This is a genomic window from Terrabacter aerolatus, from assembly GCF_007991735.1.
In the GTDB taxonomy this organism is placed as follows: domain Bacteria; phylum Actinomycetota; class Actinomycetes; order Actinomycetales; family Dermatophilaceae; genus Terrabacter; species Terrabacter aerolatus.
Genome location: NZ_BJYX01000008.1, coordinates 90947 through 117923, shown reverse-complemented (window position 1 = coordinate 117923; position 26977 = coordinate 90947). Strand labels below are relative to the sequence as shown.

Genomic DNA, 26977 nt, shown 5'->3' with positions numbered 1-26977 from the left:
CCGAACCACACCCGCCGCCTCGCGGTCCGGACACAGGGGAACACCATGAGGACCATCCGCATGGACAGCAAGCGCGTCGCGGGCTCCGTCGCCGCCGCCCTTGCTGTCGTCGCGCTCACCGCCACCGCACCGGCCGCCCGCGCCGACGACCTGACGGGCACGCCGACGCCGGCCGGCTCGTCGAGCACGGCCACCTCCTCCGGCAGCACGACGGCCGCCACGACCTCGACCGAGGCCTCCACCGGCACGTCGACGACCACGAGCGCCACCGGCACCTCGACGTCGTCGACGACGACGACGTCCACCACGACGTCCGCGACCACCACCACCACCACCACCACCACCGCGTCGACGCCGTCAAGCCCGGCCGTCATCAGCCGCACCTCGCCCTCGACCGTGGTCAAGGACCTCCAGGTCAGGCTCAAGCTCGTGGGCCGCTTCGGCTACGCCATCACCGGCGTCTACTGGTCGGCCGTCGACCAGTCGGTGCTCGGTTTCCAGCAGGCACAGGCACTTCCGACGACGGGAGTGGTCGACCAGCGCACCTGGGACCGGCTCCGCGCCCTCACCGGCAGCCCGACAGTGATCCCCCGCAACGCCTCGGCCACCACGGTCAAGGACCTCCAGGCCCGGCTCAAGCTCGTCGGCCGCTTCTCCTACGCCGTCACCGGCGTCTACTGGTCGGCCGTCGACCGCTCGGTGCTGGCGTTCCAGCAGGCCCAGAACCTCCCGCAGAGCGGTGTCGTCGACCAGCGCACGTGGGACCGCCTGCGCGGGCTCACCGCCAGCCCGGTCGCCGTCAGCCGCACCGCGTCGAGTGCCCAGCTCCGCGAGGTGCAGCTGCGCCTGCGGGCCGTCGGCCGCTGGCCGTATGCCGTGAGCGGCGTCTACTGGTCGGCCCTCGACCGCGCGGTGCTGGGCTTCCAGCAGTCCCGCAGCCTCCCGCAGTCCGGCGTGCTCGACCAGCGCACGTGGTCGCGCCTCGTGTCGGACACCTACCGGCCCGGCACCTTCGACACCTACCGTTTCAGCGCCGCCCTCCAGCCCCTCATGCCCGCGGCCTCCTCGCTCGACCGGCGTTGCCTCACCGGGCGGGTCATGTGCGTCGACAAGGGCACCCGCACCCTGACGTGGGTCGTCAACGGCAGGCCGCTCATGGTCATGTGGGCCCGCTTCGGCGGGCCGGGCCGCGAGACGCGCGAGGGGACCTTCAGCGTCCTGCGCAAGTACGAGTACGTCATCTCGAACCTCTACTTCACGCCGATGCCGTACTCGATGTTCTTCTCCGGCGGCCAGGCCGTGCACTACTCATCGAACTTCGCGCGGCTCGGCTACGCGAGCTCGAGCCACGGCTGCGTCAACATCGCCGACCACGACCAGGTCAAGGCGCTCTACTTCACGGTGCGCGTCGGCGACAAGGTCGTCGTCTACCCCTGACCCGGCCAGGCACGATGGCTCCGCGCCCGGTCGGGCGACCTGTCACCTGACCGGACGCAGATCGCCGGACCCGAGCCGGTCACACCGCCCCACGGGGGCGGTTCACTCGACCGTGGTCGTGACCTTCTGCCCGAGCTCGACGGTGCGGCTCACCGTGCACCACTCGTCGTGCGAGCGCTTGACGAGCTTGGGCAGCATCTCGCGGGCGGCGTCGCCGGCGTCACCGTCGGGGAAGCGCACGCGGAAGCGGACCTCGATGTCCTGCAGGTGGTTGCCGTGCTCGTCCTTGACCTTGTCGGCGGTCACCTCGATCTCGAACTGCTCGGGCTCGGCGCGCCGTGTCGTGACCGTGTCGACGTCGACGGCGGTGCACCCGGCGATCCCGGCCAGGAGCAGCTCGACGGGTGAGAGCTCGTCGGTGCCGGAGCTGAGGGTGATCGAGCCGCCGCGGTCGTTGCGGGCCGTGTAGCGTCCGACGCTGTCGCGGGTCAGGGTGACGCGGCGCAGGTCGTGGGGGTCTCTCTCGGTCATGGGTTGCAGCCTCTCAGAGGTCGGGGTGTCGGGCGCGTCGGGTCCGGGCGGGCTCAGCTCCACGCGTCGGCGAGCAGCTCGTAGCTGCGCAGCCGGTCCTCGTGGTCGTGGGCGCCGCAGGTCACGATGACCTCGTCGACGCCCGTCGCCTCGACGAAGCCGGCGAGACCGTCTCGGACCTCGTCCGGCGTGCCGACGAGCGACACGCGGGTCATCTCGCTCACTGCCTGGCGCTCCGCCGGCGACCACTGCCCCATGAGGCTCGCGATGTCGCCCTGCGGCTCGGGCAGCCCGGTCCGGCGGCCCGTGACGATCCCGTGGAAGCGCTGGAGCACGCTCGTGAAGAGACGCTCGGCCTCGGCGGTCGTGTCGGCGACCATGACGTTGACACCGGCCATCGAGCGCGGGGCGTCGAGACCCCCGGGCTCGGTCGACGGGGTGAAGCGCGAGCGGTAGACCTCGAGGGCGCTCATGAGGGCGGCGGGGGCGAAGTGCGACGCGAAGGAGTAGGGCAGCCCGAGGGCGGCCGCCACCTGGGCGCCGCCGTGGCTCGAGCCGAGGATCCAGATCGGCACGTGGGTGCCCTCGCCGGGGATGGCGCGCACCTTGGCGTCGGGGTCCGGGTCGCCGAGGTAGCCGATGAGCTCCTCGACCTCGCCGGCGAAGTTCATCGCGGCGGCCTCGTTGCGGCGCAGGGCACGCGTCGTGAACGGGTCGGTGCCGGGGGCGCGCCCGAGGCCGAGGTCGATGCGGCCCGGGTGGATCGTCGCGAGCGTGCCGAACTGCTCGGCCACGACGTAGGGCGCGTGGTTGGGCAGCATGATCCCGCCGGCGCCGACGCGGATCGTCTCGGTCTGGTCGGCGACGTGCCCGATGAGCACCGCCGTCGAGCTCGACGCGACGCCGCGCATGTTGTGGTGCTCGGCCATCCAGTAGCGCTGGTAGCCCCACTTCTCCGCGTGGCGGGCGATGTCGACGGTCGAGGCGATCGCCTCACCGGCGGTGCCCCCGTCGAGGACGGGCACGAGGTCGAGGATGTTCAGCTGGGCTTTCGGGGCAGGACTCACGTGGGTGCCAACGGGCCTCGCGGGGCGGAGTATTCCGAGGACGTATGCCGCGTGCCCGGTGCCCCGCGTCGTGTGACCTCCGTCTCGTCGTCCCTCTCAGGCCAGCAGGTGGCCGATCCCCAGGCCGGCTGCTGCTGCTGCGACGCTCAGGACGAGGGTGGCGGCGGCGTACCCGATCCCGGCGGTACGCCCCTCGGCGGCCCAGAGCCGCATGGACTCGACCGACGCCGTGCTGAAGGTCGTGAAGCCCCCGCAGAAGCCGGTGCCGATGACGGCCTTGAGCGCGGCCCCGGACGAGTCGCCTCCGGACAGCGCGAAGAGTCCGGTGAGCAGACCGAGCAGCAACGAGCCGGTCACGTTGATGACGACGGTGCCGACCGGCATACGCAGGCGGTTGCGGCGCGCGATGGCGCCGTCGGTGACGAAGCGCGTGAGAGCCCCGGCGCCGCCCGCGAGGGCGATGAGGACGGTGGTCATCCAGCCTGCCCACTCACGGGCGCACGGCCGAGCACGCGGCGCGCGAGACGGTAGCCGACCGCGGCTGCGGCGACCCCGAGCACGACGCTGCCGACGGCGTACGACAGGCCCACGGCCATGGTCTGCGGGGTGAGGCGCCCCACGGTCTCGACGGCGAAGGTGCTGTAGGTGGTGAAGCCGCCGAGCACGCCGGTGCCGAGCCCGAGGCGGGCCGTGCGCCGCCAGCCCTCGTCCGGTCCGGTGCGGGTCAGCGACTCGAGGAGCAGCCCCAGCAGCAGCGAGCCGACGACGTTGATGACCAGGGTCGTCCACGGCACCCCGGCCGGCGCGGCCGGCGCGGCGGTCTCGAGCGCCGCCCGCACGAGCGTGCCGCAGGCACCCCCGACGAAGATGACGACCGCGAGCAGCGGCGAGCGCCGCAGGACGCCCCCGACCCGTCGCGCGGGCGGCGTTGCGGCAGAGTCGGACTCGAGCCGGGGGGCGAGCTCAGGGTCGAGCTCGGGGTCGAGCTCGGGGTCGTCGGTCACTCCCACGGGACCTGGTCCTCCCAGTCGACGACCTCGACCGGCACGACGAGCACCGGCCGGTGCTGGTGGTGCGAGAGGTGCAGGCCCGTCGAGGCGTCGACGAGGTCCCTGAGGCGACGGTGACGACCCACGTGGCTGCCGACGACGAACCCGGCTGCGTCGACGGCCCGGGCCAGGTGGGTCAGGGCACGGTCGACGCGACCGGCGAGGTAGCGGAAGTGCCACGGGACGTCCTGGCCCTCCATCCAGCCGGCCACGAGGCGGGTCAGCTCCTCCTCCCGTCGCGGCCAGGTGTCGTCGGCGATGTCCGGGTCGATGGAGACGTGGCGGACGGTGCCGTCGGCATGCTCCTCGTCCGCGTAGCGCGAGGGGTCGACGTAGGCGAAGTAGAGCGCCGACGCGCCGGTGGCCCGGGCCAGGTTCGCCGCGGTCAGCGCGACGACGGCCGGCTGCTCCGGGAGCACGGCGACCACGAGCGGGTGGCCCGCGAAGTCGGTGATGCGGGACGGGTGCGGCTGGGGCGGGGCCTTCTCACCCATCGGTGACTCCTGGAACTCGTCGACGGGCCGGCACGCCTGCCCATCGCGGCGGCCCGCGGGGACCGCCGATGACCAGGAACCATCAGCCGGCCGGCGGTTCGGACGTCGGGGACGTCCGGGCGGGATCCATCGCCCGCGGCCCAGACTACCGACTGCCACCCTGCGCGACGACGCGACGATGCGGGCGAGCCGCGTCGTGCACGTCGAGCCGGCGTCAGTGCAGCCCGAGCTGGGAGACCTGGTTGTCGTAGTCCGGGCAGAACGTCTGCACCCCGGCGGCCATGAGCTGCTTGGTCCGGAGGGCGTCGCCGGTGTCGGGCAGCGGCTTGCCGCTGTCGTCGACGGCGATCTGCGCGAGGTCGACGCCGCCGTTCTTCAGCGCCCAGCACGTCGTCGTGCCGGTCTGGATGTCGTCGTCGACGGTGTTGCCGGTGATGCTGGCGCCGAGCTTCTCGGCGGCGAGGACGAAGCTCGCCTCCTCGGCCGAGATGGTCGGTCGGGCGCTGGCCACGTCGGCCGGCAGGTCGGAGAGGGTCGGGTCGGACGAGCTGCACGCGCCCAGCGACAGCAGGGCGGCAAGTCCGGCCATGCCCACGCCGACGGCGAGCGGACGACGGGCTGCCCGGCGGACGGCATACGTGCTCTCGTTCATCGTTACCCTGAACGCGTGAGCGTTCCCGATCGTCCCCGCGACGCCGCGTCCGCCCGGCTGGCCGCCGAGGCTCCACTCGCGCGGGGTGCCGTGGTCGCGTCGCTGTCGGCGGTCGTCTTCGGTTTCGTCCTCTTCCTGCCCCAGCTGCTCGGCCTCGCCCTCGCGGGGCTCAGCCTCGCGCGCCGCGAGCCGGGCGGACGCCGGCCGGCGCTGCTCGCCGTCGGCATCAGCCTGCTGCTCACGGTCGTCTGGGGGATCGTGCTCGGCCTGCTGCTCAAGTGGTGGGCCACCTCGCGCTGAGCGCACGCGCGGCGACTACTGGGAGTACGTCGAGAGGAACTTCTCGAGCCGGCCGACGGCGTCCTCGAGGTCCTCGACCCGCGGCAGGAAGACGAGCCGGAAGTGGTCGGGCGTCGCCCAGTTGAAACCGGTGCCGTGCACGATGAGCATCTTCTGGTCGCGCAGCAGGTCGAGGGCGAACCGCTCGTCGTCACGGATGTCGTGGACCTTGGGGTCGAGCCGCGGGAAGAGGTAGAGCGCCCCCTCGGGCTTGGTCACCGAGACCCCGGGGATCTGGTTCAGCATCTCCCAGGCGACGTTGCGCTGCTCGAGCAGACGGCCACCGGGGAGGATCAGCTCGTTGATGGACTGGTAGCCGCCGAGCGCCACCTGGATCGCGTGCTGCGCGGGCACGTTGGCGCACAGCCGCATGTTGGCGAGGATGTCGAGGCCCTCGAGGTAGTTGCGCGCGTGCTCCTTGGGCCCGGTGATGACGAGCCAGCCGGACCGGAAGCCGGCCACCCGGTAGGCCTTGGACAGCCCGTTGAAGGTGAGGCACAGCAGGTCGGGGGCGAGCGAGGCGATCGAGGTGTGCGTGGCGCCGTCGTAGAGGATCTTGTCGTAGATCTCGTCGGCCATGATGATCAGCTCGTGCTCGCGGGCGACCTGGGCGATGGCCTCGAGCACCTCGCGCGGGTAGACGGCGCCGGTGGGGTTGTTGGGGTTGATGACGACGATGGCGCGCGTGCGGTCGGTGATCTTGCTGCGGATGTCGTCGAGGTCCGGCGCCCAGCCGGCCTGCTCGTCGCAGACGTAGTGCACGGCGCTGCCACCCGCGAGGCTCGCGGCCGCGGTCCACAGCGGGTAGTCGGGGGCCGGGATGAGCACCTCGTCGCCGTTGTCGAGCAGGCCCTGCATGGCCATGACGATGAGCTCGCTGACGCCGTTGCCGAGGTAGATGTCCTCGACGCCGACGGGCGGGAAGTCGCGCACCTCGTAGTGCTGCTTGACGGCGCGCCGCGCCGACAGGATGCCCTTGCTGTCGCTGTAGCCCTGAGCCGTCGGCAGCTCCTGGATGACGTCGACGAGGATGTCCTCGGGCGCCTCGAAGCCGAACGGCGCCGGGTTGCCGATGTTGAGCTTGAGGATGCGGTGCCCCTCGTCCTCGAGCCGCTTGGCCTCGGCCAGCACGGGACCACGGATCTCGTAACAGACGTTCTGCAGCTTCTTGCTCTGGGTCACCGCGCGCATGTGGTCCAGCGTCCCACCCGGTTCTGCCGGGAGCCGCGCCATTCCCACGATGTGGCCCATGTCGTGGCTCACGTGACGGCGTGGTCAGTGCAGGAGGCAGCCGAAGCCGCTGGCGGGGCTGCGGGCCGCCAGCGACCCGACGAGCGAGGTGTCGCTCGGCGCGAGCACGTCGATGACCAGCTCGTGGCCGTCGGTGGTGCGCGTCAGGTGGGCGTAGACGGGCAGGTCGGAGTCCTGCCGCACCCACCCCGACCTCTCGAGGAGGCCGACGAGCTCGGCTGCCTGCGGGCCCGTCGACGGCGGGTAGCTGCGGGTGAGGCTGCCGTCGGTGGCCTCACGGCAGGGCGGGACCTCGCTGTGCCCGAGCGGGGTCATCGTGTGGTCGAGCTCCTCGATCTCGCGCGCCAGCGCCTCGTACGCTCCGACGTCGGCCGCGTGGACCCGGCTCGACCAGGCCCAGCCACCGAAGGCGAGCAGCCCGACGACGACGGCCGTGAAGCCGACGACCGTGGGCGCGGGTCGCCGCAGGGCCCGACGCGGACGCGAGGGTCGATCGCCCTCGGACGAGGCCTCGTCGACGAAGCCGGAGTCACTCACCGGGACAGTGTGGGACACCGGCCCGCGCCCGGCCGGACGGCTCGGTCAACTGTCGCTGATCCGTGACCGAGGGTGGTCGCTCCGCCGCACCAGCGGCCGGTCGAGGTCGAGCAGGTGCCGCCAGTCGACGAGGCGGGCGGTGCGCAGCCCACGACGCAGCAGCAGGACGAGCACGACGAGGGCGAACGGCACCCCGACGACGGTCGTCGTCAGACCGAGGCTGTAGCCCTCGGGCAACGTCGCGAAGCAGACGACGGTCGCGACGACGGCGAGGGGCTGCTCGAGCCGCGCCTGCCACCGCGCGCCGAGCGACACCGCGAAGAACGGCAGCAGCCAGAGGTAGTACCAACCGAGGAAGACCGGGGCGAGCACGACGACCGCGAGCATGGCCCACGCGATGCCGCGCACGGGCCTCAGCCGCGCCTCGGCCGCCGCTCCCCCCGGGTCGGACCCCATGTCGGGCCCCGGGTCGGCGGGCTTGAGGGCCGCGAGCCACACGAGCACGAGGAGCAGGGCGAGGACGACGAGCGCGACGGCTCGCGCGGTCGCGATGCCGGTCTCGCGCCACTCGTCGTGGCCGAGCACGTGCCCGACCGCGCCGACGGCGATGCCGATCGCGGTGGGCAGCGACGTCCACTGCTCGTTCTTGCCCGGCGTCCCGGTGGGGTTGAGCCACGAGAAACCGAGCCCCGTGACGAGTCCACCGAGGGCCATGGGGACGCCGGCACTGCCCACCGTGAGCGCCCCCGCACGCAGGACGTCACCCCAGCGGGCGTATGCCGTGTCGTCCGTCCCCGACGTCCGCGCGGTGGCGACGTGGCGGGCCCAGAGGATCGCGACGAAGGGCAGCGCGATGACGGCGGTGACCTTGACCATCGCACCGAGCGCGATGAGGACGCACGCGAGGACGAACCGTCGGCGCAGAGCGAGCGAGAGGCCGGCGAGGACCGCGCCGACCATGAGGGCGTCGTTGTGGGCTCCGCCGACGAAGTGTGCTCCGACGAGTGGCACGGCGACGCCGAGCCACGTCGCGCGGACCGGCGACCACCCGAGCCGGCGGGCTACGTCGGGCACCGCCCAGGCCATGACGACGACACCGGCGACGGCGAGCAGCCGGAGCAGGAGCAGGGCCACCCACAGCTCACCGGAGACCGAGGCGACGGCACGGGCGAGCAGCAGCCAGACCGGACCGTAGGGAGTCGTGCTGTCGAGCCAGGTGGGAGCCGTCGACCCGCGCCACGGCGAGACCAGCTCGCGGACGACGTGGTCGTAGGGGCTCAGCCCCTGGTCCCAGAGCAGCCCCTGGGCGGCGTACGAGTAGAGGTCACGGCTGTAGAGCGGCATGGCCACGACGAGCGGCGCGAACCACAGGGCGACGGTGCCCCACCACCACCGGACCGAGACGTCCGCGTCGCGCAGCCGCCACCACGCTGTGACGAGCAGTGCCATCGCGAGCACCGACACCGTCGCGAGCAGGGGCGAGCCGCCCTTGGCCGACCAGGGCGCGATGCCCGGCCAGAGCACCCCGACGTTGAGCCGGGGCAGGGCCCCCGAGCCCCAGGAGGCAGCGGCGAGGAGCACCCCCGCGGCGCACCCCGCCCAGCGCGCCCGGGCCACCCGCGCCACCCGGGGCACCGAGGGCCGCGGGGACGGCGCGGGAACGGGTGGGGCGTCAGCCATGCGTGACCGGTTCGTCACCCCATGCGACCAGGCGCCACCCGGACTCGGGGTCGCCCTCCATCGTGACGACGTGGGCGTTGTCGAGGCGGCGGCCGTCGAAGAAGTCGGCGTCCAGGCCGAGGGACGCGGAGCACCACACCCGCATCGCGGCCCCGTGGCTCACGGCCACCGCCGATGCGTGACCGTCGGACGCGATGCGGGCGATGGCCTCGTCGTAGCGCGCCATGAAGGCGGCGCCGCTGTCACCGCCCGGGATGGTGTGCGCGGGGTCCTCGCGCCAGCGGACCACCGCGTCGATGTAGGGCTGCCAGTCGGTCGACATCTCGTAGTCGCCGGCCTGGATCTCGCGCAGGCCCGGCAGCACGACCATCTCGAGGCCCAGCAGCTGCGCGAGCGGCGCCGCCGTCTGCTGGGTGCGCACGAGGTCGGAGGTGTAGATCGCGCCGAGGTCCTCGTCGCCGAGCCGGTCGGCGAGCGCGCGGGCCTGCGCCCGGCCCTCGTCCGTGAGGTCGAGCCCGGGGACGGCGGTGTCGAGCTGACGGGCGACGTTGGCGTGGGTCTGCCCGTGCCGTACGAGGAAGAGCCGCACCGTCAGGAGTCCTTGACCGTGACGCCACTCAGGCACTCGACACCTGCGGTGGGTCCGCTGTGGAAGTTCTTGATCGACACGGGCGTCGCCGCGCCGGCGGCGAGCGTCACGTCGACCTCCTTGCCGGCCACGTTGGAGCCGTCGGAGGACTTGACGATGAAGACGGCCACGGTGAACGTGTGCTCCTGGGAGTCGGAGTTGGTCAGCGTCCCGGTGAAGCTCCACGAGTTCCCGCTCGCCGCACAGTTGGCACTCGTCAGGCTCGACGCCGCGTCGAAGAGGCCCGCGCCGCTCGCCGCCGTCGTGCTGCCCGCGTCGGGCACGTCGTCGCTCGGGGTGTCGGGCGTGATCGTCGGCTGCACCGCCACGCTGACCGTGGGGGGCACCGAGTCCGGGGACGGGGCGGGTTGCCCGCAGGCCGCGAGGGCGAGCACGAGCGAGGCGGACAGGCCGAGCGCGACGGCCGGCACGGCATACGCCCGTGGTGCACCGCGGCGTCCGCTGGTGGCCGGGCGGGGTCGGCGGGGCATGGGCACGTGCGGCCCCTTCCTGTCAGGAGGTGTGCGCCGCCCATTGTGCCCCGAGGGGCGGTCAGGGCAGCAGCAGCCGGGCCGTGGCGGCGGCCGCGATGACGAGAATCCCCGCGCCGAGTGCCAGGGTGTCGGGCCGTCGCCACGGCGCGGGACCTGCCCACGTGCGACGCCGGGCCTCTGCGAACCCGCGGGCGTCCATCGCCAGCGCGAGCGCCGACGCCTGTCCGAGGGCCCCGACGAGCAGGCCGCCCGTCACGACGACGGCCTCGCGCCCGCGGGCGACCGGCCCACGGTCGGCGCGGACGCCACGGACGCGGCGGGTCGTCATGAGCTCGCCCCAGAGGGCGTCGAACGACTGGAGCCGCTGGAGGGCGGCCGTCGCGGCGACGACCGGTCGAGCCGGCAGCCGGAGCCGCTGGGCGAGGTGGTCGCCGAGTCCCTCGGGGTCGATGAAGCCCACGACGACGGCCGACGGCACGAGCAGGCAGAGCACGCGCAGTGCCGCCCCCGCGGCGACCTCGACGTCACGGCCGCCGAGCAGCCAGGCGGACCACGCGACACCGACGACGGCGACGGCGGCCGGGGCGAGTCGTGCGAGGACGCCCCGCAGGCGAGCGTGCGGAGCCCGACCCGGCCCCGGCGCGAGGAGACCCACGAGGCCGAGCAGGACCTCGACGATGAGCACGGCGAGGCCCTGGCGCCACGTGTCGAGCAGGGCCGGGAGGGGCAGCACGCACAAGGCTGCCGCGAGCAGTGAGAGCGGGCCGGCACGGGCGACCAGGGGTCGGCGCTCCGGCTCCGGGTCGGGTGCGGGCTGGGGTGGCGCGTCGAGCCGCACGACGTGGTCGGCGTCGTCGACGACACCGGGGTCGTGGGTCGTGACGACGACGGCGGCCCCTTCCGCCCGAGCGGCCGCGAGCACACCGGAGACGGCCGCCCACGTGAGCCGGTCCTGCCCGACGGTGGGTTCGTCGGCGAGCACGAGGGCCGGACCGTGGGCGACGGCAGAGGCCATCGCGAGCCGCCGTTGCTCCCCGCCCGAAAGCTGACGTGGGTCGGCGTCGGCGAGGTGGGCGAGCCCGAGCGAGCCGAGGAGCGCGTCGGCCCGCACTCCTGACACCTCGGGGTCCTGGCCCAGCGCGAGGGGCGTCGTCAGGACGTCCTCGCGCACGGTGCGACCGAGGAGGGCGGTCGCGGCGCGCTGGGGCACCCAGGCGACGACGCGGGCGAGGTCGCTCGAGGACCACGCGTGGGGCGGCGCCAGGCGTGTGCGAGCAGCGGCATCGGAGGTGGCTCCGGACTCGGCCGGCGTGAGCGGGGGCGCGACGTCGACGGTGCCGCGCGACGGCTGGACGAGTCCGCCGAGCGCGCCCATGAGCGAGGACTTGCCGGCGCCGCTGGGTCCGACGAGGGCGACGGTCCGGCCGGCCCGTGCCTCGAGGTCCGCGCCGTCGACGGCCACGGTGGTGCGCGAGCTCCCGCCGAGCCGCCGGCTGACGTGCTCGACCCGCACGCCGGATGCCGCCGCGACGACCCCTCCCGCCGGCACCCGGCCGGCCGCACCCTCCGGGGCGCGGTCGAGGACGAGCGGGAGGGGGTCCGGGTCGGGGACGCCGGGCACCCAGATGCCCTGGTCCGCCAGGGACCGACCGTGCTCCCGGAGGACCCGCCGCGGCTCTCCGTCGGCGACGACCGAGCCCGCCGCGTCGAGCACGACGAGCCGGTCGACGTGGTCGAGCCAACCCTCGAGACGGTGCTCGACGACGACGAGGGTGAGTCCCCGCCGGGCGACGACGTCCGAGACGACGGCCCGCACGTCACCGGCCGTGGCGGCGTCGAGCATCGCCGTCGGCTCGTCGAGGAGCAGCACCGACGGCTCCATCGCGAGGGCGCCGGCCAGCGCGAGGCGCTGGGACTCCCCTCCGCTCAGGGTCGCCGGCGAGCTGTCGGCCGACATGGTCAGCCCCACCTCGCGCAGCGCGGCCTCGACGCGCGGCGGCATCTCACCGGGCGGCATCGAGACGTTCTCGAGCCCGAACGCCACGTCCCGGCCGATGCTCGATGCGACGACGCCGGCACCGGGGTCCTGCAGGACGAGTCCCACCGAGCCCGGAACGTCTTGCGGTGCATGGCCGCCCACCGTCACCGCGCCTGACAGGTCACCGGAGTCGGCCGTCAGCAGCAGGCCGGCGACCGCACGCAGCAGGGTCGACTTGCCCGACCCGCTCGGCCCGGCGAGCAGCACGCGCTCACCGGGACCGAGGGTCAGGTCCAGCCCGTCGAGGACCGGACGCGAGCGACCGAACGGGCGCCACGTCAGGTCCCGGACACGCACCTCGACGCCGCCCGTCGAGCGAGCGGCCCCGAGGGCCACGTCCCCTGCTCGTGCTGTCACGGCTCGTCCGGCACGCAGGTCAGACGGCCCGCTGCTCGCGGACCTCCTGGCCGGGCGGGAACGGGTTGAGCGCCCCCGCGGCGGCGAGCAGGCGGGTCAGGCCGACGGCGACGAGCGAGCCGAAGACGGCCACCGAGGCACCGAGGAGGAAGAGGTAGGCGATCTTGTAGTCCCAGCCCCAGTCGGTCCAGTACGAGTACCACTCGTAGACCGCCTCGAAGGCGCCGCCGAGGAAACCTCCGAGCAGCAGCGGAGCCCAGCGGTACACGGCATACCCGAACACGGCGAAGCCGATCTCGACCCCGAGCCCCTGGACGAGTCCGGAGACGAGCGTGGTCAGGCCCCACTGGGTGCCGATGAGCGCGGACACGACGGCTGCGAGCAGCTCGGTGAAGACCGCTGCCCCGGGCCGACGGATGATGAGCATGCCGACGACGCCGGCGACGAGCCAGGGCCAGTTGAAGAGGGCGCCGAGGGGCGGGAAGACCGCCGAGACGGCGTTCGACGGCACGGAGTAGACGAGCCCCCAGGCCCAGTAGGCGACGCCGAAGGCGACCCCGAGGAAGGCGCAGGTGAGCAGGTCGATGGTGCGCCAGCGGGTCAGTGGCCCGCTGGCGGTGATGGTCTTGGACATGGTGTGTCTCCCGAATTCCAGTGGATACGTCTGTCTACAAATGGATTCCGGGGGAAGCCAGCCGAACGGACACGTCGATGACGTATGCCGTGCAGTGGCCTGAGAAATACCGACTTCCTTCGCCGGTGCTAACCGGAGCAGGTTCGAGGGTCTGCGGCCCGGCCCTTCGGGCTGCCGCACTCTCAGCGCGTGACGCGCTCCCCTGTCGTGATGGGTGGGTGGTGCTCTTCAGTTGTCGGGGGTGACTCTACTCGTCCGGCGTCCGGGCCTCGTGGGTACAGTCACGTCATGGGTTCCAAGGACACGAAGAAGGCCGCCTCGCGAGCCGCCGAGAAGGCGAAGGCCAAGGCGCAGACGCCGCAGCACACCCCCGTCAGCGGCCCGGTCTGGAAGATCCTCAGCATCGGGTCGACGATCGTCGCGACGAAGATCGCGACCGACGCGGCGCAGAAGGGCTGGAAGCTCGCGACCGGCCGCAACGTGCCGGTCAAGGGCGACTTCGAGCGTGAGCGCACCCGCGACGTCGTCCTCTTCACCGCCCTGTCCTCGATGGCCGTGGCAGCAGCTCGCGTCGCCGCCGAGCGGGGTGCGGCGTCGTACTACCGCCGCTCGACCGGGCACCTGCCCAAGGCCCTTGAGGACGAGAAGGTCTCGCCGACCGACAAGAAGGCCTCGCGCAAGCTGGCCAAGGGCAAGGCCAAGGCCGAGCGCGCGACCCAGAAGGCCATCGACAAGGCCACCGGCCGCCGGTAGCCCCGGCCGCTGACGTCCGCCCGTCGGGCGGCACCGCACGCAGTCCTCGCACCCGCGTCGAGGCCCTCGGGGCTTCGTCGCGGGTGTGTGCGTCCCCGGAGGGACCAAAGCCCCTGCCGGCTGCCCGGTCACCGGACGGACGATGCCAGTGAGGGGGCAGGCGCCGTGAGCACGACCCCCGTGCCCTCGACAGCTTGAGCAGCTGGGCACTCGACCACGGGAGGGGCCATGACGACGACACCGGAGCGCACGGCACGAGCACCGTTCGTGCTGGAGCTCCACGAGGGCGACCGCACGATGGCAGGCCTGCTGGGGGGCAAGGGAGCCGGGCTCGCGGAGATGTCACGGCTCGGCCTGCCCGTCCCGCCGGGTTTCGTCGTGACGACGGAGGCCTGCCGGGCGTGGCTCTCGGGCGACGGCGAGCCCGACGGGTTGTGGGGGCAGATCGAGGCCGCGATGGTCGACCTCGAGCGGCGCTCGGGGCTGCGCTTCGGCGACCCGGCGGCGCCCCTGCTCGTCTCGGTGCGCTCGGGCGCCCGCTTCTCGATGCCGGGGATGATGGAGACCGTCCTCGACGTCGGGATGAACGACGCCGTCGCGGCCGCCCTCGTCGAGCGCGGGGAGGCCCGGTTCGCCTGGGACAGCTACCGCCGGCTCGTGCAGATGTACGGCCGTACGGTCCTGGGCGTCGCGGGTGCCCTCTTCGACGACCAGCTGACGCTCCTGCGCCACGAGACGGGTGCGGCCACCGACGCCGACCTCGACGCCGCGACCCTCGAACGGCTGACGGCCGGGTTCCGTCGGCTCGTCGTGGAGCGCACCGGCGAGGACCTGCCTCAGGACCCGGGTGAGCAGCTGCACCGCGCTGTCATCGCGGTCTTCGCGTCGTGGAACGGCGAGCGGGCCCGGCTCTACCGCGCGCACGAGGGCATCGCCGACGACCTGGGGACTGCCGTCAACGTCGTGCAGATGGTGTTCGGCAACCGCGGCGAGCGCTCGGGTAGCGGTGTCTGCTTCACCCGCGACCCCGTGAGCGGCGCGCCCGGCGTGTTCGGGGACTACCTGCCCGACGCCCAGGGCGAGGACGTCGTCAGCGGCAGCCGCAGCCCGATGGACCTGTCCGAGCTCGCGCGCCGCGAGCCCGCGCTGCACGCCGAGCTGAGCACGCACCTGCGCACCCTGGAGGAGCACTACCGCGACCTCTGCGACGTCGAGTTCACCGTCGAGCGGGGACGGCTGTGGATCCTGCAGACCCGGCTCGGCAAGCGCAGCCCGGCCGCGGCCTTCCGGATCGCCGTCGAGCTCGTCGACGAGGGCGTCATCGACCTCGACGAGGCCCTGACCCGCGTCGACGGGACGCAGCTGCAGACGTTGCTCCACCCGACCTTCGCCACGTCGGACGGTCTCGTCCCGCTGGCCCACGGCCTCGCGGCGAGCCCGGGAGCGGCCCACGGCCGGCTCGTCTTCGACGCGGCGACGGCGATGGCGTGGACGGCGCTCGGGCGGGAGGTCGTGTTGGCGCGCCCGGAGACGAGTCCCGACGACTTCGGCGGCCTGCTCGCCGCCCGAGCGGTCATCACCTCCCGGGGCGGCCTCACGTCGCACGCGGCCGTCGTGGCCCGCGGCCTCGGGCTCACGTGCGTCACCGGCGTGGAGGGGCTCGTCGTCGACCCCGCCGCCCGGGTCGCGACCCTCCCGGGCGGGGTGACGCTGCCCGAGGGCACCGTCGTCTCGGTCGACGGCACGACGGGCGAGCTGTATGCCGGTCAGCGCGAGGTCGAGCCGAGTGCCGTGTCGGCCGCCGTGAGTGAGGGAGCGTCGCCGGGCGCCGTTGCCGACCGGACCGTCCGAGCGGTGCTGACCCTGCTGGCTCACGCGGACCTGCGACGTCACCTCGGAGTCATGGCCAACGCTGAGACTCCCGAGGAAGCTCGGGCCGCACGGCGTTTCGGCGCCGAGGGGATCGGGCTGTGCCGCACGGAGCACATGCTCCTCGGCGAGCGGCGGGTCCTCGTCGAGCGAATCGTCACCGACGACGACAGGGCCGGGGCCCTGGCCGAGATCGAGGCCCTCGCCCTGACGGAGTTCACGAGCCTGCTCGAGGTGATGGAGGGGCTGCCGGTCGTGGTGCGGCTGCTCGACCCGCCCCTGCACGAGTTCCTGCCCGACCTCGTCGAGCTGTCGGTCGCCGCCGCCGTCGCGGCCGAGCGCGGCACGCTCGACGCGACGCTCGAACGCCGCCTCTCCGCGACCCGGCGCTGGCACGAGTCGAACCCGATGCTCGGCCTGCGTGGCGTGCGCCTGCTCACCGTGCTGCCGCAGATCGTCGACGCGCAGGTGCGGGCGCTCGCCGAGGCCACCGTCGCGCTGCGGGTTGCGGGCCACGACGTGCGACCCGAGCTCATGGTGCCCCTCGTTGCCGACGTCGCCGAGCTGACGGCGGCCCGCGGGCGGATGGAGGCCATCGTCGCCGACGTCGCGGAGGCCCACCACACCTCGCTGCGTCTGCCCATCGGTGTCATGGTCGAGCTGCCCCGAGCCGCCCTGACCGCCTCCGCCCTGGCAGAGCACGCGGACTTCTTCTCGTTCGGCACGAACGACCTCACCCAGACGAGCTGGGGCATGTCCCGCGACGACGCCGAGGCCAACTTCCTCGCGGTGTACCGCGAGGCCGGCATCGTGGCCACCGACCCGTTCCGGACGCTCGACGAGGCGGGGGTCGGTGCCCTCGTCGCGATGGCGGCGCGCGACGGGCGCCGGGCCCGCCCGGGACTGGGACTCGGGGCGTGCGGCGAGCACGCGGGCGACCCCGCCTCGATCGGGTTCTTCGCCCGCACCGGGCTCGACTACCTCTCCTGCTCGCCCCCGCGCATCCCGGTCGTGCGGCTCGAGGCCGGGCGCCAGGCCGTGCTGCTCGCCGGCGGACCGCGGACACGCGCTGACACGCGCTGACACGCGCTGACACCGACTCAGCCCGAGTGGTCCGGCACGAGGACGGCGGCGCCGTGGAGGCGCCCGGCCTCGAGGTCGGCGAGCGCGACGTCGGCCTCGCCCAGCGGCACCGGCGTCGTGGCGACCCGGAGCCCGAGCCGCTCGGCCAGCAGGAGGAACTCCTCACCGTCCTGCCGCGTGTTGCTCGTGACGCTGCGCACCGAGCGTTCGCGGAAGAGGTGCCGCTGGTAGTCGAGCACGGGGATGTCGCTCAGGTGGATGCCGGCCAGCGCCAGGGTGCCGCCCGGCCCGAGGGCCTCCAGCGCGACCGGGACCAGCTCGCCCACCGGCGCGAAGAGGATCGCGGCGTCGAGCGGCACCGGTGGCGCGTCGTCGGCGCCTCCCACCGAGGCCGCCCCGAGCTCCAGGGCGAGCTGCTGCGCGCCGGCGCCCCGGGTCAGCACGTGGACCTCGGCGCCCTGGGCGACGGCGACCTGCGCCGTGAGGTGGGCGCTCGCACCGAACCCGTAGATGCCGAGCCGTCCCCCGGGCGGCAGCTCCGCGCGGCGCAGCGAGCGGTAGCCGATGATGCCCGCGCACAGCAAGGGCGCCGCCTCGACGTCAGAGAACGACCGAGGCACCCGGTAGGCGTAGGCCTCGGGAACGACGGTCCACCCGGCGTAGCCACCGTCGGCGTCCCAGCCGGTGTAGCGCGAGGCCGCGCAGAGGTTCTCGCGCCCGGCGCGACACCACCGGCACGCGCCGCACGTGGTGCGCAGCCACGCGACCCCCACCCGGTCGCCCGGCACGAAACGGTGGGCGTCCGGCCCGACGAGCGCGACCTCGCCCACCACCTCGTGCCCCGGCACGACCCGGTGCCGGTGCTGCGGCAGGTCGCCCGTCACGACGTGCAGGTCGGTGCGGCACACCCCACAGGCGCGCACCCGGACCAGCACCTCGCCGGGCCCGGGCTGCGGGATGGGCAGCTCGACCCGGACGAGCGGGTGCCGCCGGAGCGGGCCGGGCTCCTCGACGACCCACGCCTCCATGGTGCTGATGGCGCCTCCCTCGCGTCGTCGGTCACGCGGGGCGCGACCTGTCTCCGATCCCACTCCGCACCGCGACACCAGGCTAGGGCCCAAGGTCCCTCGGCCGGGAGCCCTTCGCCCCTGAGCACGCCCGCTGTCCCGGTGCTGTCCTGATCGGAGACCGATCGAGGAGGCCATCGTGAGAGCACACGTCGGAGACCGCATCGTGCTGGCGGCCGAGCACGTCGACGAGCCCACCCGGGACGGGGAGGTGCTCGAGGTCCGCGGGACCGACGGTGGGCCGCCCTTCGTCGTGCGGTGGGCCGACGGCCACACGGGCCTCATCTACCCCGGCCCGGGGGCCGTGCTCCGCGTCGGCACGCCGGACGCCGAGCCCGCGACGAGCTCGGCACCGGCGGCGACGACGCGCGCCGGGCACGAGACGACGCAGCACCTGCGCGAGTGGCAGGTCCGCGTCTCGCTGCTCGAGTCCGGCGACGACACCAGGGCGACCGTCGTCCTCGTCGCCGACCCGCCCGACCGCCTCAGCGCCAGGGGCGCGAGCCACCGGTCGACCGACGACCCCGCCTCCCGGCAGATCGGCGACGAGATCGCCGTCGCCCGTGCCCTGCGCCACCTGGCCGACCGGCTGATCGAGGAGGCGGAGCGCGACATCGAGCAGCGCACCGGTGAGCAGGCTCGAGTCCGGGCGACGTGAGCCGAGGTGGCCCGCGGCGCAGTCCCAGGGCCCCGCTCTGTCTCGAGGATCACCCGTCGACACCGGTCCGCCGCCGGCCGCGTGGGAGGACGATGGAGGTGGATCCGAGGAGTGCGCCATGGGCAGTCACGCAAGAGCTGGGAGAGCCGGACCGATGCCGGCGCTGACGTTCCTCGGGGCGGCCGGGACCGTCACCGGCAGCAAGTTCCTGCTGGAGGGCACCGGCACGAGGCTCATGGTCGACTGCGGCCTCTACCAGGGCGAGCGCCGGTGGAGGGCACTGAACTGGGAGGCCCCACCGGTCGACCCGTCGTCGATCGACGCCGTCGCCCTGACCCACGCCCACCTCGACCACTGCGGCTACCTGCCCGCCCTCGTCAGGGGCGGCTTCGCCGGGCCGGTCCACACGACGGCCGGGACCGCCGCCCTCGCGGCGGTCATCCTGCGCGACAGCGCGCACCTGCAGGAGGAGGAGGCCGAAGGAGCCCGTCGGGGTGGCTGGTCCAAGCACGACCCGCCGCTGCCGCTCTACACCGTGGCCGACGCGGACGCGGCCGTGGCCGCTCTGCGTCCGGTGGCTGCCGCCGGCGCCGGCCGAGTCGTGCAGGTCGGCGACTCCGAGTCCTACGGCGAGGGAGCGACGCTGACGTTCGTGCCGGCCGGCCACATCCTCGGCTCCTCGAGCGTGCTCGTGGAGCTCGGCGGGTCGAGCGTGCTCTTCTCCGGCGACCTCGGGCGCCCCGACCACCCGGTCCTGCTCCCCCGGGCCCGACCTCCGGCCGCCCGCACCGTCGTCGTCGAGGCGACGTACGGCGACCGGGCCCACCCCGAGGTCGACCCCGAGCACCGCGTCATGGCCGAGGCCATCCGGCGCACGATCCGCCGCGGTGGCAGCGTCGTCGTGCCGGCCTTCGCCGTCGACCGCACGGAGATCGTCCTGCTCGCCATCGCCGACCTCGCCGAGTCCGGCGCGATCCCCGACGTCCCGGTCTGGGTCGACAGCCCGATGGCCCTCGCGGCGCTCGAGATCTACCGCGACCCGGCGCACGCGGCCGAGGTCCGGCCCGAGGCACTGGCCCGGTTGCAGCGGCTCTCGGGGCTGCGGACGGCGCACAGCGCCGAGGAGTCGATGCGCCTCAACAACCCCGGCACCCCCTGCATCATCGTGTCGGCGTCGGGGATGGCCACCGGCGGTCGGGTCGTGCACCACCTGCGGCACCTGCTGCCCCAGGCACGCAACACCGTGCTGCTCACCGGCTACCAGGCGATCGGCACGCGGGGCCGGGACCTGCAGGAGGGCGCCCGCGAGCTGAAGATGGCCGGCCGCTACGTCCCGGTGCGCGCCGAGGTCGTCACGCTCGACGACTTCTCGGTGCACGCCGACGCCGACGAGCTGCTCACCTGGATCGGCGAGCTGCCGCAGCCCCCGGAGACCGTGCACGTCGTCCACGGAGAGCCCGCGGCCGCGCAGGCGCTGGCACACGGCATACGCGATCGGTTCGACTGTGCCGTCTCGGTGCCGCGCTACGGCGAGAGGGTCCTGCTCGACTGAGGTATCGCGGGTCACTCAGCCGGTCAAGGCCTTCCGGCGCGGCCCCGGAGGTGGTCTGCTAGGAGGGGATCCCCAGCGCGAGGAGGTGTGCCATGGAGGCACGGGTCGGTGACCGCATCACGATGGCCGCGGAGCACGTCGGTCAGGGCACGCGCGAAGGGACCATCCGGGAGGTGAAGGGCGAGGGCGGCGCCCCGCCCTACGTCGTGGAGTGGTCCGACGGGCACACCGGGATCATCCATCCGGGACCCGGCTCGGTGCTGCGCTGCGTGCACCCCGACGAGTCGCCGGCCGGCTAGAGGTCGAGCGCGCGGACGATCGGCACCCCGGCCCGGTAGGCGAGGTGCAGGTGGCTCGGCGCGTCGAGGACGGCCAGCTCGGCCGCCTGCCCCGGCGCGATCCGCCGGTCGAGGCCGAGCGAGCGGGCCGAGACCGCGGTCGCGGCGTGCAGCGCCTCGGCGGGTGTCATCCCCATCTCGCGCACGGCGAGCGCGATCGCGAACGGGATCGACGACGAGTAGCACGTGCCCGGGTTGCAGTCGCTCGCGAGCGCCACGTCGACGCCGGCATCGATGAGCGCCCGCGCGTCCGGGTAGGGCGACCGCGTCGAGAACTCGACGCCGGGCAGGAGCGTCGCCACGGTGGTCCCGCGCGCGGCGACGAGCGCCTCGACGTCGGCGTCGGCGAGGAAGGTGCAGTGGTCGACGCTGCGGGCGCCGAGCTCGCAGGCCAGTCGGACGCCCGGCCCGTGGCCGAGCTGGTTGCCGTGGACGCGGATCGCCAGGCCCGCGGCCCGGCCGGCCTCGAGGACGGCGCGCGCCTCGTCCCCGTCGAACGCGTGGGCCGAGTGCGGCTCGCAGAAGACGTCGATGCTCTCGGCCAGCGAGGTCGGGCCGTCGGCGACGACCGCGTCGAGCATGGGACCGGTCACGAGGTCGACGTAGGCCGCGCGGTCCGACGCGTACTCGCGCGGCACGACGTGGGCGCCGAGGAACGTCGTGTGCGGCGTGAAGTCCCGGGCGATGCGGAGGCTGCGCAGCTCGTCCTCGAGGGTGAGGCCGTAGCCGCTCTTGATCTCCACGGTCGTCGTGCCCTGCGACCGCATCTCGGCGACGCGGGCGGCCACGAGGGCGCGCAGCTCGTCGTCGCTCGCGGCGCGGGTCGCGGCGACCGACACCGCGATGCCACCGCCGTCGTAGGGCGTGCCGGTCATGCGCGCGGCGAACTCGGCCGAGCGGTCGCCCGCGAAGACGAGGTGGCTGTGCGAGTCGACGAACCCGGGGATGACGGCCCGGCCGCCGAGGTCGCGGCGGCTGTCGGCGTCGGGGGCCTCGCGGGCCGGCCCGACCCACTCGACGACGCCGTCCGCGGAGACGACGAGGGCCGCGTCGCGGACGATGCCGAGGAGTGCGTCGCCGGGGTCGCCGAGGCCGTCGCCGCGAGACGGGTCGTTCGTCGTCAGCTCGGCGATGCCCGTGAGGAGCAGGCTCACGCCGGGACGCCCCCGGCCACCCGGTCGATGGCGCCGACGAGCATCCGGCCGACGTCACCCATCCGGTGGTGGCCGTCGCTGACGACGACGTCACCGCCGACGACGACCGTCGAGACGTCGGAGGCGACGCACGCGTAGATGATCTGGTCGTGTGCGGCGCCGGCGGTGTTGACCGTGTCGGTGCGCACGGTGACGAAGTCGGCGAGCGCACCCTTGCTCAGGTGGCCGCCGTCGGACCAGCCGAGGGACCGGTAGCCGTTGAACGAGGCCGCGAGGAGCAGGTCGTTGGCCGAGAAGCGGTCGCGCTCGTTGGTGACGAGCCGCTCGTGCATCTCGAGCCCGCGCAGCTCCTCGAACGGGTCGATGACGACGTGCTGGTCGGAGCCGAGCGAGAGCGGGCTGCCGGCGTCGTGCAGCGCCCGGGCCGGCCCGATGCCGTCGGCGAGGTCGCGCTCGGTCGTCGGGCAGAAGCACGCGCCGGTGCCGGTGCCGCCGAGCAGCTCGATGTCGTGGTCCTCGAGGTGCGTGGCGTGCACCGCGGTCGCGTGGGCTCCCAGGGCACCGGCCTCGTCGAGCAGTTGGGTCGGGCTGGCGCCGTAGAACATCTGGCACGCGAGGTTCTCGCCGTGCTGCTCCGACAGGTGCACGTGGAGCGGCAGGTCGCCCGCCGCCTCGACGACCCGGGGCAGGTCCTCGCGCCGGACCGCGCGCACCGAGTGGATCGCCGCTCCCAGCCGCACGCGGTCGGTCTCGGGGCGTCGGGCCGACATGCGCTCCGCCCACGCCTCGACGGTGCCGTCGCTGAACCGGAGCTGCCCGGGGTGCAGCTCGACGTGCCCGCCACCGTTGAGGCCGCCCTCGAGGTAGCACGTGTCGAGCAGCGTGAGCCGGATGCCGGCCTCGTCGGCCGCCTGGCGCACGGCGAGACCCATGGCGTTGGGGTCGCGGTAGGGGTGCCCTCCCGGCCGGTGGTGGACGTAGTGGAACTCCCCGACGACCGTGATGCCGGCCTGCACCATCTCGGCGAAGACGGCCCGCGCGAGCATGAAGTACGTGTCGGGGTTGAGCTGCTCCGCGGCGGCGTACATCTGCTCGCGCCAGCTCCAGAAGTTGCCGCCCCCGCCGTTGACGCGCCCACGGAGCGCCCGGTGGAAGGCGTGGCTGTGTGCGTTGGCCATGCCGGGCAGCGTGACCCCCGCGAGCCGGACGTCGTCGGGCTGCGGGTCGGCGTCGACGAGGACGTCCTTGAGCAGGCCGTCCTGCGTCACGAGACGCACCCGGTGGGCCAGTCCGCCTGTCAGCCAAGCACTCTCGCACCAGAAAGCAGTCATCGGGCCACGCTCATCGACTCGGGGTCCTTCCCTGTGCACAGCTCGGTCACCACGGCGGTGAGGGCCGTGACCCCATGGTGGCAGTCCTCGGTGGTCGCGGACTCGCTGGGCGAATGTGAAACACCTGTGGGGTTGCGCACGAAGAGCATGGCCGTCGCCACGCCGTGCGTGGCGAGGATGCCGGCGTCGTGCCCCGCTCCCGTGCCGAGCAGCGGCGCGTCGGGGAGTATGCCGTGCAGCCGCTCCACGAGTCGCGTGTCGAAGGTCGTCGTCGGGGTCCACGACTCCTCGGTCGTGCTCGCCCCGAGGCGCTGCGCCTCGGCCGAGACGGCGTCGACGACGGCGTGGACGACGTGCTCGCTCCGGCCCCGCGCGTCGAGCCAGGCCGTGACGTGGCTCGGGATGGCGTTGACGCCACCCGGGACGACGTCGACCTTGCCCACGGTGGCCACGCAGCCGAGCCGCACGGCATACGACCTGGCCGCCTGGACGACCTCGGCGAGTCCGAGCATGGCGTCCTTGCGGTCCTCGAGGCGCGTCGTTCCGGCGTGGTTGGCCTCGCCGGGGATGTCGATGCGCCAGCGGCCGTGCGGCCAGATGTCGGTGCCGATGGCGACCGCACGGGCGGGGTCGGTGAGGTCGTCGCCGCCGTCGGGGGCGAGCGCGAGCGCCTTGCCCTGCTCGACGTGCAGCTCGACGAAACGGCCGATGCGGCGCACAGTCTCGTCGTCCCGGCCGAGCGTGTCGGGGTCGCGGCCCGCGCTGCGCCAGGCCTCGGCCATCGAGACGCCGTCCGCGTCGGTGAGGGCGCGGGCCCGGTCGGCGTCGAGCGCTCCGGTGATGATGCGGGAGCCGGCGCAGGCGATGCCGAAGCGGGCACCCTCCTCGTCGACGAAGTTGACGACCCCGATGGGCACGTCGGGCTCGAGGCCCGCCTCGCGCAGCGCATCGACGGTGGCGAGGGCGCTGACGACCCCGAGCGGGCCGTCGAAGGCGCCGCCGTCCGGGACGGAGTCGAGGTGCGAGCCGATGACGACCCCGGGTGTGCGGTCGGGATCGCCCCACCAGCCCCACTGGTTGCCGGCGCGGTCCTCGACGAGGTCGAGGCCGCGGGCCGCGCACTCGGCCGCGAACCACTCCCGCAGGTCGTGGTCGGTCCGCGTCCAGGCGAAGCGGCGGTAGCCGCCCGTCGCCGCGTGCCGGCCGACCGGCTCGAGGTCGGCCCACAGGCGGTCGAAGCTCGTCGTCACGTCGTCATCTCCTTGCATCGCCGGCATCGCCGACCTGCCGGACCGGGCTCGAAACTAGGCTGTCGCACATGTCCCCCGAGGCCGCTGACCGTGATGACACCGCCGAGCGTACTGACCTGAGCGCGGAGGGGGCGCCGCGCACGCCCGCGGTCGATGCCGTGGTCGCGGCCGGCATCGAGCACACGGTGACCCGGCACGGTCGCGTCTCGAGCCTCGAGGAGGCGGCCGCCGCGCGGGGCATCGAGCCGCGCGACCTCATCAAGACCCTCGTCGTGCGACGGGCGGAGGACGACCACGTCTTCGTCCTCGTGCCCGGCGACCGCACCTTCTCGTGGGCCAAGGTGCGTGCCCTGCTGGGCACGAACCGCATCTCGATGCCCGACGCCGAGGCCGCCAAGGCCGTCACGGGCTATGAGCGCGGCACCATCACGCCCTTCGGCTCGGCCACGCGCCTGCCGGTCATCGCCGACACCCACCTCGTCGGGAGGCGCATCTCGCTCGGAGGTGGCGGCCACGGGATCGGGCTCACCGTCAACGGCGACGACGTCATCCGCCTCTTCGACGCGACGGTCGCGGACATCTCCGACGAGGAGGTCCGCAAGGACCGTTGACGCCCTCACCCCGTCGAGGGCGCAGACTGTGCACATGTCACGCACCCCGCTACCCACCAAACCGTGCGCTCGATGCGGTCGCACGATCACGTGGCGCAAGGCCTGGGAGCGCGACTGGGCGAGCGTGCGCTGGTGCTCCGACAACTGCCGCAAGCACGGTCTGACTCCCGTCGACATCGAGCTCGAGGACGCCTTGACCAAGCTCGTCCGGGCACATGCCGCCTCGGCGACGGTCGACCCCTCCGACGCGGCCCGGAGCGTCGGCGGCGCCGACTGGGAGACGCTCGTCGAGCCGGCCCGGAACGCGGCCCGACGGCTCGTCGCCGCCGGGCGCGCCCAGATCATCCAGGGCGGTCGGGTCATCGACCCCGACCACGCCAAGGGCCCGATCACGGTGCGTCGCCCCCGCCGCTGAGCCCTCCGCCCGAACCCGCTGGACGGCATACGCCCTCTCAGCCCTCCTGCATCGGGACGCGGACGCCACGCTCGTGCGCGACGCGGTCGGCGATGTCGTAGCCGGCGTCGACGTGCCGGATGACGCCCATGCCGGGGTCGTTGGTCAGGACGCGCGCGAGCTTCTGCGCGGCGAGGTCGGTGCCGTCGGCGAGGCTCACCTGGCCGGCGTGCAGGCTGCGTCCGATGCCGACGCCGCCGCCGTGGTGGATCGAGACCCAGCTGGCGCCCGAGCTCGTGTTGACGAGCGCGTTGAGCAGCGGCCAGTCGGCGATGGCGTCGGAGCCGTCGGCCATCGACTCGGTCTCGCGGTAGGGAGAGGCCACCGAGCCCGAGTCGAGGTGGTCGCGGCCGATGACGATCGGCGCGGAGATCTCGCCCGTGCGCACCATCTCGTTGAACTTCAGGCCGGCCTTGTCGCGCTCGCCGTAGCCGAGCCAGCAGATGCGGGCCGGCAGGCCCTGGAAGGCGATCCGGTCCTGGGCGCCGCGGATCCACTTGTGCAGCCGGTCGTTGTCGGGGAAGAGCTCAAGCACGGCCTTGTCGGTCGCGGCGATGTCCTTCGGGTCGCCCGAGAGCGCGGCCCAGCGGAACGGCCCCTTGCCCTCGCAGAAGAGCGGCCGGATGTAGGCCGGCACGAAGCCGGGGAACTCGAAGGCGCGGTCGTAGCCGCCCTGGCGGGCCTCGTCGCGGATCGAGTTGCCGTAGTCGAAGACCTCGGCTCCGGCGTCCTGGAACTCGACCATCGCCTTGACGTGCTTGGCCATCGAGGCGCGGGCGCGGTCGGTGAAGTCCTCGGGCTTCTTCTCGGCGTACTCCGCCCAGTCGGCGAGGTCCACGCCCTCGGGGAGGTAGCTGAGCGGGTCGTGCGCCGACGTCTGGTCGGTGACGATGTCGATCTCCACGCCGCGTCGCAGCAGCTCGGGGAAGATCTCGGCCGCGTTCCCGACGACGCCGACGGACCAGCCGCGCCGCTCGCGCTTGGCGGCCAGCGCCTTGTCGATGGCGTCGTCGAGGTCCTTCGCTACCTCGTCGAGGTAGCGGTGCTCGACCCGCCGGTGCAGGCGGGCGGGGTCGACGTCGACGATGAGGCACGCACCGTCGTTCATCGTGACGGCGAGCGGCTGTGCGCCGCCCATGCCGCCGCAGCCACCGGTGAGCGTCAGGGTGCCCGCGAGCGTCCCGCCGAACCGCTTCTCCGCGACGGCGGCGAAGGTCTCGTACGTGCCCTGGACGATGCCCTGGGTGCCGATGTAGATCCACGACCCGGCCGTCATCTGGCCGTACATCGTCAGGCCGAGGTGCTCGAGGCGGCGGAACTCGGGCCACGTGGCCCAGTCGCCGACGAGGTTGGAGTTGGCGATGAGCACGCGCGGGGCCCACTCGTGCGTCTGCATGACGCCGACGGGGCGCCCGCTCTGGACGAGCATCGTCTCGTCCTGCTTGAGCGTCGTCAGCGTGCGCACCATCGCGTCGAACGACTTCCAGTCGCGCGCCGCCCGGCCCGTGCCGCCGTAGACGACGAGGTCGTCGGGGCGCTCGGCCACCTCGGGGTCGAGGTTGTTCATGAGCATCCGCAGGGGGGCCTCGGTGGCCCACGACTGCGCGGTCAGCTGCGTGCCGCGCGCCGCGCGGACGGGTCGTGCACCTTCCATGTCACTCTCCTTCGA

Annotated in this window: 27 protein-coding genes and 2 riboswitches; of the genes, 9 read left to right on the top strand and 18 right to left on the bottom strand. The window is 73.6% G+C overall.

The annotated features are described in order from the left end of the window. The first annotated feature begins 45 nt into the window (after nucleotides 1–45). Nucleotides 46–1437, top strand: coding sequence for a L,D-transpeptidase family protein (locus TAE01_RS09695; protein WP_147065861.1), 1392 nt, complete (start codon nucleotides 46–48; stop codon nucleotides 1435–1437). A gap of 102 nt (nucleotides 1438–1539) precedes the next feature. Here the strand turns inward: TAE01_RS09695 and TAE01_RS09690 are convergent, their stop codons facing one another. The 6 genes from TAE01_RS09690 to TAE01_RS09665 form a co-directional block, all read right to left on the bottom strand. Beyond that, on the bottom strand, nucleotides 1540–1968 hold the full coding sequence (locus TAE01_RS09690) for an OsmC family protein (protein ID WP_147065859.1): 429 nt from the start codon (nucleotides 1966–1968) through the stop codon (nucleotides 1540–1542). Between the two features lie 53 nt (nucleotides 1969–2021). Beyond that, nucleotides 2022–3035, bottom strand: a complete 1014-nt coding sequence (locus tag TAE01_RS09685; RefSeq protein WP_246111246.1) for an LLM class flavin-dependent oxidoreductase — start codon at nucleotides 3033–3035, stop codon at nucleotides 2022–2024. 96 nt (nucleotides 3036–3131) lie between these two features. Then, complete coding sequence (locus TAE01_RS09680) at nucleotides 3132–3512, bottom strand: fluoride efflux transporter FluC (RefSeq protein ID WP_147065857.1); 381 nt, start codon at nucleotides 3510–3512, stop codon at nucleotides 3132–3134. After that, a complete protein-coding gene (locus TAE01_RS09675; protein WP_246111245.1) occupies nucleotides 3509–4045 on the bottom strand; it encodes a CrcB family protein in 537 nt (178 codons plus the stop codon). Before TAE01_RS09675 ends, TAE01_RS09680 begins: the two co-directional genes overlap by 4 nt. Beyond that, nucleotides 4036–4578: a putative universal stress family protein gene (locus tag TAE01_RS09670; protein ID WP_186815132.1), complete on the bottom strand. Its 543-nt coding sequence runs from the start codon at nucleotides 4576–4578 to the stop codon at nucleotides 4036–4038. Before TAE01_RS09670 ends, TAE01_RS09675 begins: the two co-directional genes overlap by 10 nt. 66 nt (nucleotides 4579–4644) lie before the next feature. Further along, a riboswitch (Fluoride riboswitch) is annotated at nucleotides 4645–4721 on the bottom strand. A 71-nt stretch (nucleotides 4722–4792) separates the two neighbouring features. Beyond that, on the bottom strand, nucleotides 4793–5230 hold the full coding sequence (locus tag TAE01_RS09665; RefSeq protein WP_147065855.1) for a DUF732 domain-containing protein: 438 nt from the start codon (nucleotides 5228–5230) through the stop codon (nucleotides 4793–4795). A 15-nt stretch (nucleotides 5231–5245) separates the two neighbouring features. Here TAE01_RS09665 and TAE01_RS09660 point away from each other — a divergent pair, with 15 nt between their 5' ends. Further along, the gene (locus tag TAE01_RS09660) at nucleotides 5246–5530 is read left to right on the top strand and encodes a hypothetical protein (RefSeq protein ID WP_147065853.1); all 285 of its coding nucleotides are present in this window, start codon (nucleotides 5246–5248) and stop codon (nucleotides 5528–5530) included. Between the two features lie 15 nt (nucleotides 5531–5545). Here TAE01_RS09660 and TAE01_RS09655 read toward each other — a convergent pair whose 3' ends face one another. The 7 genes from TAE01_RS09655 to TAE01_RS09625 form a co-directional block, all read right to left on the bottom strand. Next, the gene (locus TAE01_RS09655) at nucleotides 5546–6760 is read right to left on the bottom strand and encodes a pyridoxal phosphate-dependent aminotransferase (RefSeq protein WP_147065851.1); all 1215 of its coding nucleotides are present in this window, start codon (nucleotides 6758–6760) and stop codon (nucleotides 5546–5548) included. A gap of 84 nt (nucleotides 6761–6844) precedes the next feature. After that, entirely contained in the window at nucleotides 6845–7357 is a 513-nt protein-coding gene (locus TAE01_RS09650) for a hypothetical protein (RefSeq protein ID WP_147065849.1), read from the bottom strand. A gap of 45 nt (nucleotides 7358–7402) precedes the next feature. Then, complete coding sequence (gene mptB / locus TAE01_RS09645; RefSeq protein ID WP_186815131.1) at nucleotides 7403–9037, bottom strand: polyprenol phosphomannose-dependent alpha 1,6 mannosyltransferase MptB; 1635 nt, start codon at nucleotides 9035–9037, stop codon at nucleotides 7403–7405. After that, nucleotides 9030–9626: a histidine phosphatase family protein gene (locus tag TAE01_RS09640; protein WP_147065847.1), complete on the bottom strand. Its 597-nt coding sequence runs from the start codon at nucleotides 9624–9626 to the stop codon at nucleotides 9030–9032. The genes mptB and TAE01_RS09640 overlap by 8 nt, the downstream gene beginning before the upstream one ends. Before the next feature lie 2 nt (nucleotides 9627–9628). Beyond that, the gene (locus TAE01_RS09635) at nucleotides 9629–10162 is read right to left on the bottom strand and encodes a hypothetical protein (RefSeq protein WP_147065845.1); all 534 of its coding nucleotides are present in this window, start codon (nucleotides 10160–10162) and stop codon (nucleotides 9629–9631) included. A 55-nt stretch (nucleotides 10163–10217) separates the two neighbouring features. Further along, complete coding sequence (locus tag TAE01_RS09630) at nucleotides 10218–12554, bottom strand: ATP-binding cassette domain-containing protein (RefSeq protein WP_147065843.1); 2337 nt, start codon at nucleotides 12552–12554, stop codon at nucleotides 10218–10220. Nucleotides 12555–12573: 19 nt separating this feature from the next. After that, nucleotides 12574–13188 (bottom strand): ECF transporter S component, encoded by a 615-nt coding sequence (locus TAE01_RS09625; RefSeq protein WP_147065841.1) that lies wholly within the window; start codon nucleotides 13186–13188, stop codon nucleotides 12574–12576. A 97-nt stretch (nucleotides 13189–13285) separates the two neighbouring features. Further along, a riboswitch (TPP riboswitch) is annotated at nucleotides 13286–13402 on the bottom strand. Between the two features lie 74 nt (nucleotides 13403–13476). On the opposite strand from TAE01_RS09625, the gene TAE01_RS09620 reads away from it, so the two are divergent. Both TAE01_RS09620 and ppdK read left to right on the top strand, forming a co-directional pair. Beyond that, a complete protein-coding gene (locus tag TAE01_RS09620; RefSeq protein WP_147065839.1) occupies nucleotides 13477–13941 on the top strand; it encodes a DUF4235 domain-containing protein in 465 nt (154 codons plus the stop codon). Between the two features lie 228 nt (nucleotides 13942–14169). Continuing rightward, nucleotides 14170–16893: a pyruvate, phosphate dikinase gene (gene ppdK, locus TAE01_RS09615; protein ID WP_147065837.1), complete on the top strand. Its 2724-nt coding sequence runs from the start codon at nucleotides 14170–14172 to the stop codon at nucleotides 16891–16893. Between the two features lie 17 nt (nucleotides 16894–16910). Here ppdK and TAE01_RS09610 read toward each other — a convergent pair whose 3' ends face one another. After that, entirely contained in the window at nucleotides 16911–17921 is a 1011-nt protein-coding gene (locus TAE01_RS09610) for a zinc-dependent alcohol dehydrogenase family protein (protein WP_147065835.1), read from the bottom strand. Nucleotides 17922–18099: 178 nt separating this feature from the next. On the opposite strand from TAE01_RS09610, the gene TAE01_RS09605 reads away from it, so the two are divergent. The 3 genes from TAE01_RS09605 (at nucleotide 18100) to TAE01_RS09595 (ending at nucleotide 20469) form a co-directional block, all read left to right on the top strand. Then, nucleotides 18100–18618, top strand: a complete 519-nt coding sequence (locus TAE01_RS09605) for a DUF1918 domain-containing protein (RefSeq protein ID WP_147065833.1) — start codon at nucleotides 18100–18102, stop codon at nucleotides 18616–18618. A 154-nt stretch (nucleotides 18619–18772) separates the two neighbouring features. After that, nucleotides 18773–20170, top strand: coding sequence for an MBL fold metallo-hydrolase RNA specificity domain-containing protein (locus tag TAE01_RS09600; RefSeq protein WP_246111244.1), 1398 nt, complete (start codon nucleotides 18773–18775; stop codon nucleotides 20168–20170). Between the two features lie 92 nt (nucleotides 20171–20262). Further along, entirely contained in the window at nucleotides 20263–20469 is a 207-nt protein-coding gene (locus TAE01_RS09595) for a DUF1918 domain-containing protein (protein ID WP_147065829.1), read from the top strand. Here the strand turns inward: TAE01_RS09595 and hutI are convergent. From hutI to TAE01_RS09580, 3 genes are read right to left on the bottom strand one after another with little or no spacing between them, the layout of a single operon-like run. Next, nucleotides 20466–21662, bottom strand: a complete 1197-nt coding sequence (hutI, locus tag TAE01_RS09590; protein ID WP_147065827.1) for an imidazolonepropionase — start codon at nucleotides 21660–21662, stop codon at nucleotides 20466–20468. The genes TAE01_RS09595 and hutI overlap by 4 nt on opposite strands. After that, complete coding sequence (locus TAE01_RS09585; RefSeq protein ID WP_147065825.1) at nucleotides 21659–22993, bottom strand: formimidoylglutamate deiminase; 1335 nt, start codon at nucleotides 22991–22993, stop codon at nucleotides 21659–21661. The genes hutI and TAE01_RS09585 overlap by 4 nt, the downstream gene beginning before the upstream one ends. Next, nucleotides 22990–24261 carry an allantoate amidohydrolase gene (locus TAE01_RS09580; RefSeq protein ID WP_147065823.1) on the bottom strand — a complete coding sequence of 424 codons (1272 nt, stop codon included), beginning with the start codon at nucleotides 24259–24261 and terminating at the stop codon, nucleotides 22990–22992. The genes TAE01_RS09585 and TAE01_RS09580 overlap by 4 nt, the downstream gene beginning before the upstream one ends. Nucleotides 24262–24311: 50 nt before the next feature. On the opposite strand from TAE01_RS09580, the gene TAE01_RS09575 reads away from it, so the two are divergent. Next, entirely contained in the window at nucleotides 24312–24854 is a 543-nt protein-coding gene (locus TAE01_RS09575) for an aminoacyl-tRNA deacylase (protein ID WP_147065821.1), read from the top strand. Between the two features lie 34 nt (nucleotides 24855–24888). Beyond that, on the top strand, nucleotides 24889–25269 hold the full coding sequence (locus tag TAE01_RS09570) for a DUF2256 and DUF3253 domain-containing protein (protein ID WP_147065820.1): 381 nt from the start codon (nucleotides 24889–24891) through the stop codon (nucleotides 25267–25269). Between the two features lie 37 nt (nucleotides 25270–25306). On the opposite strand, the gene hutU is transcribed toward TAE01_RS09570, so the two are convergent. Beyond that, nucleotides 25307–26962 carry a urocanate hydratase gene (gene hutU / locus TAE01_RS09565; RefSeq protein ID WP_147065818.1) on the bottom strand — a complete coding sequence of 552 codons (1656 nt, stop codon included), beginning with the start codon at nucleotides 26960–26962 and terminating at the stop codon, nucleotides 25307–25309. Nucleotides 26963–26977 lie beyond the last annotated feature (15 nt).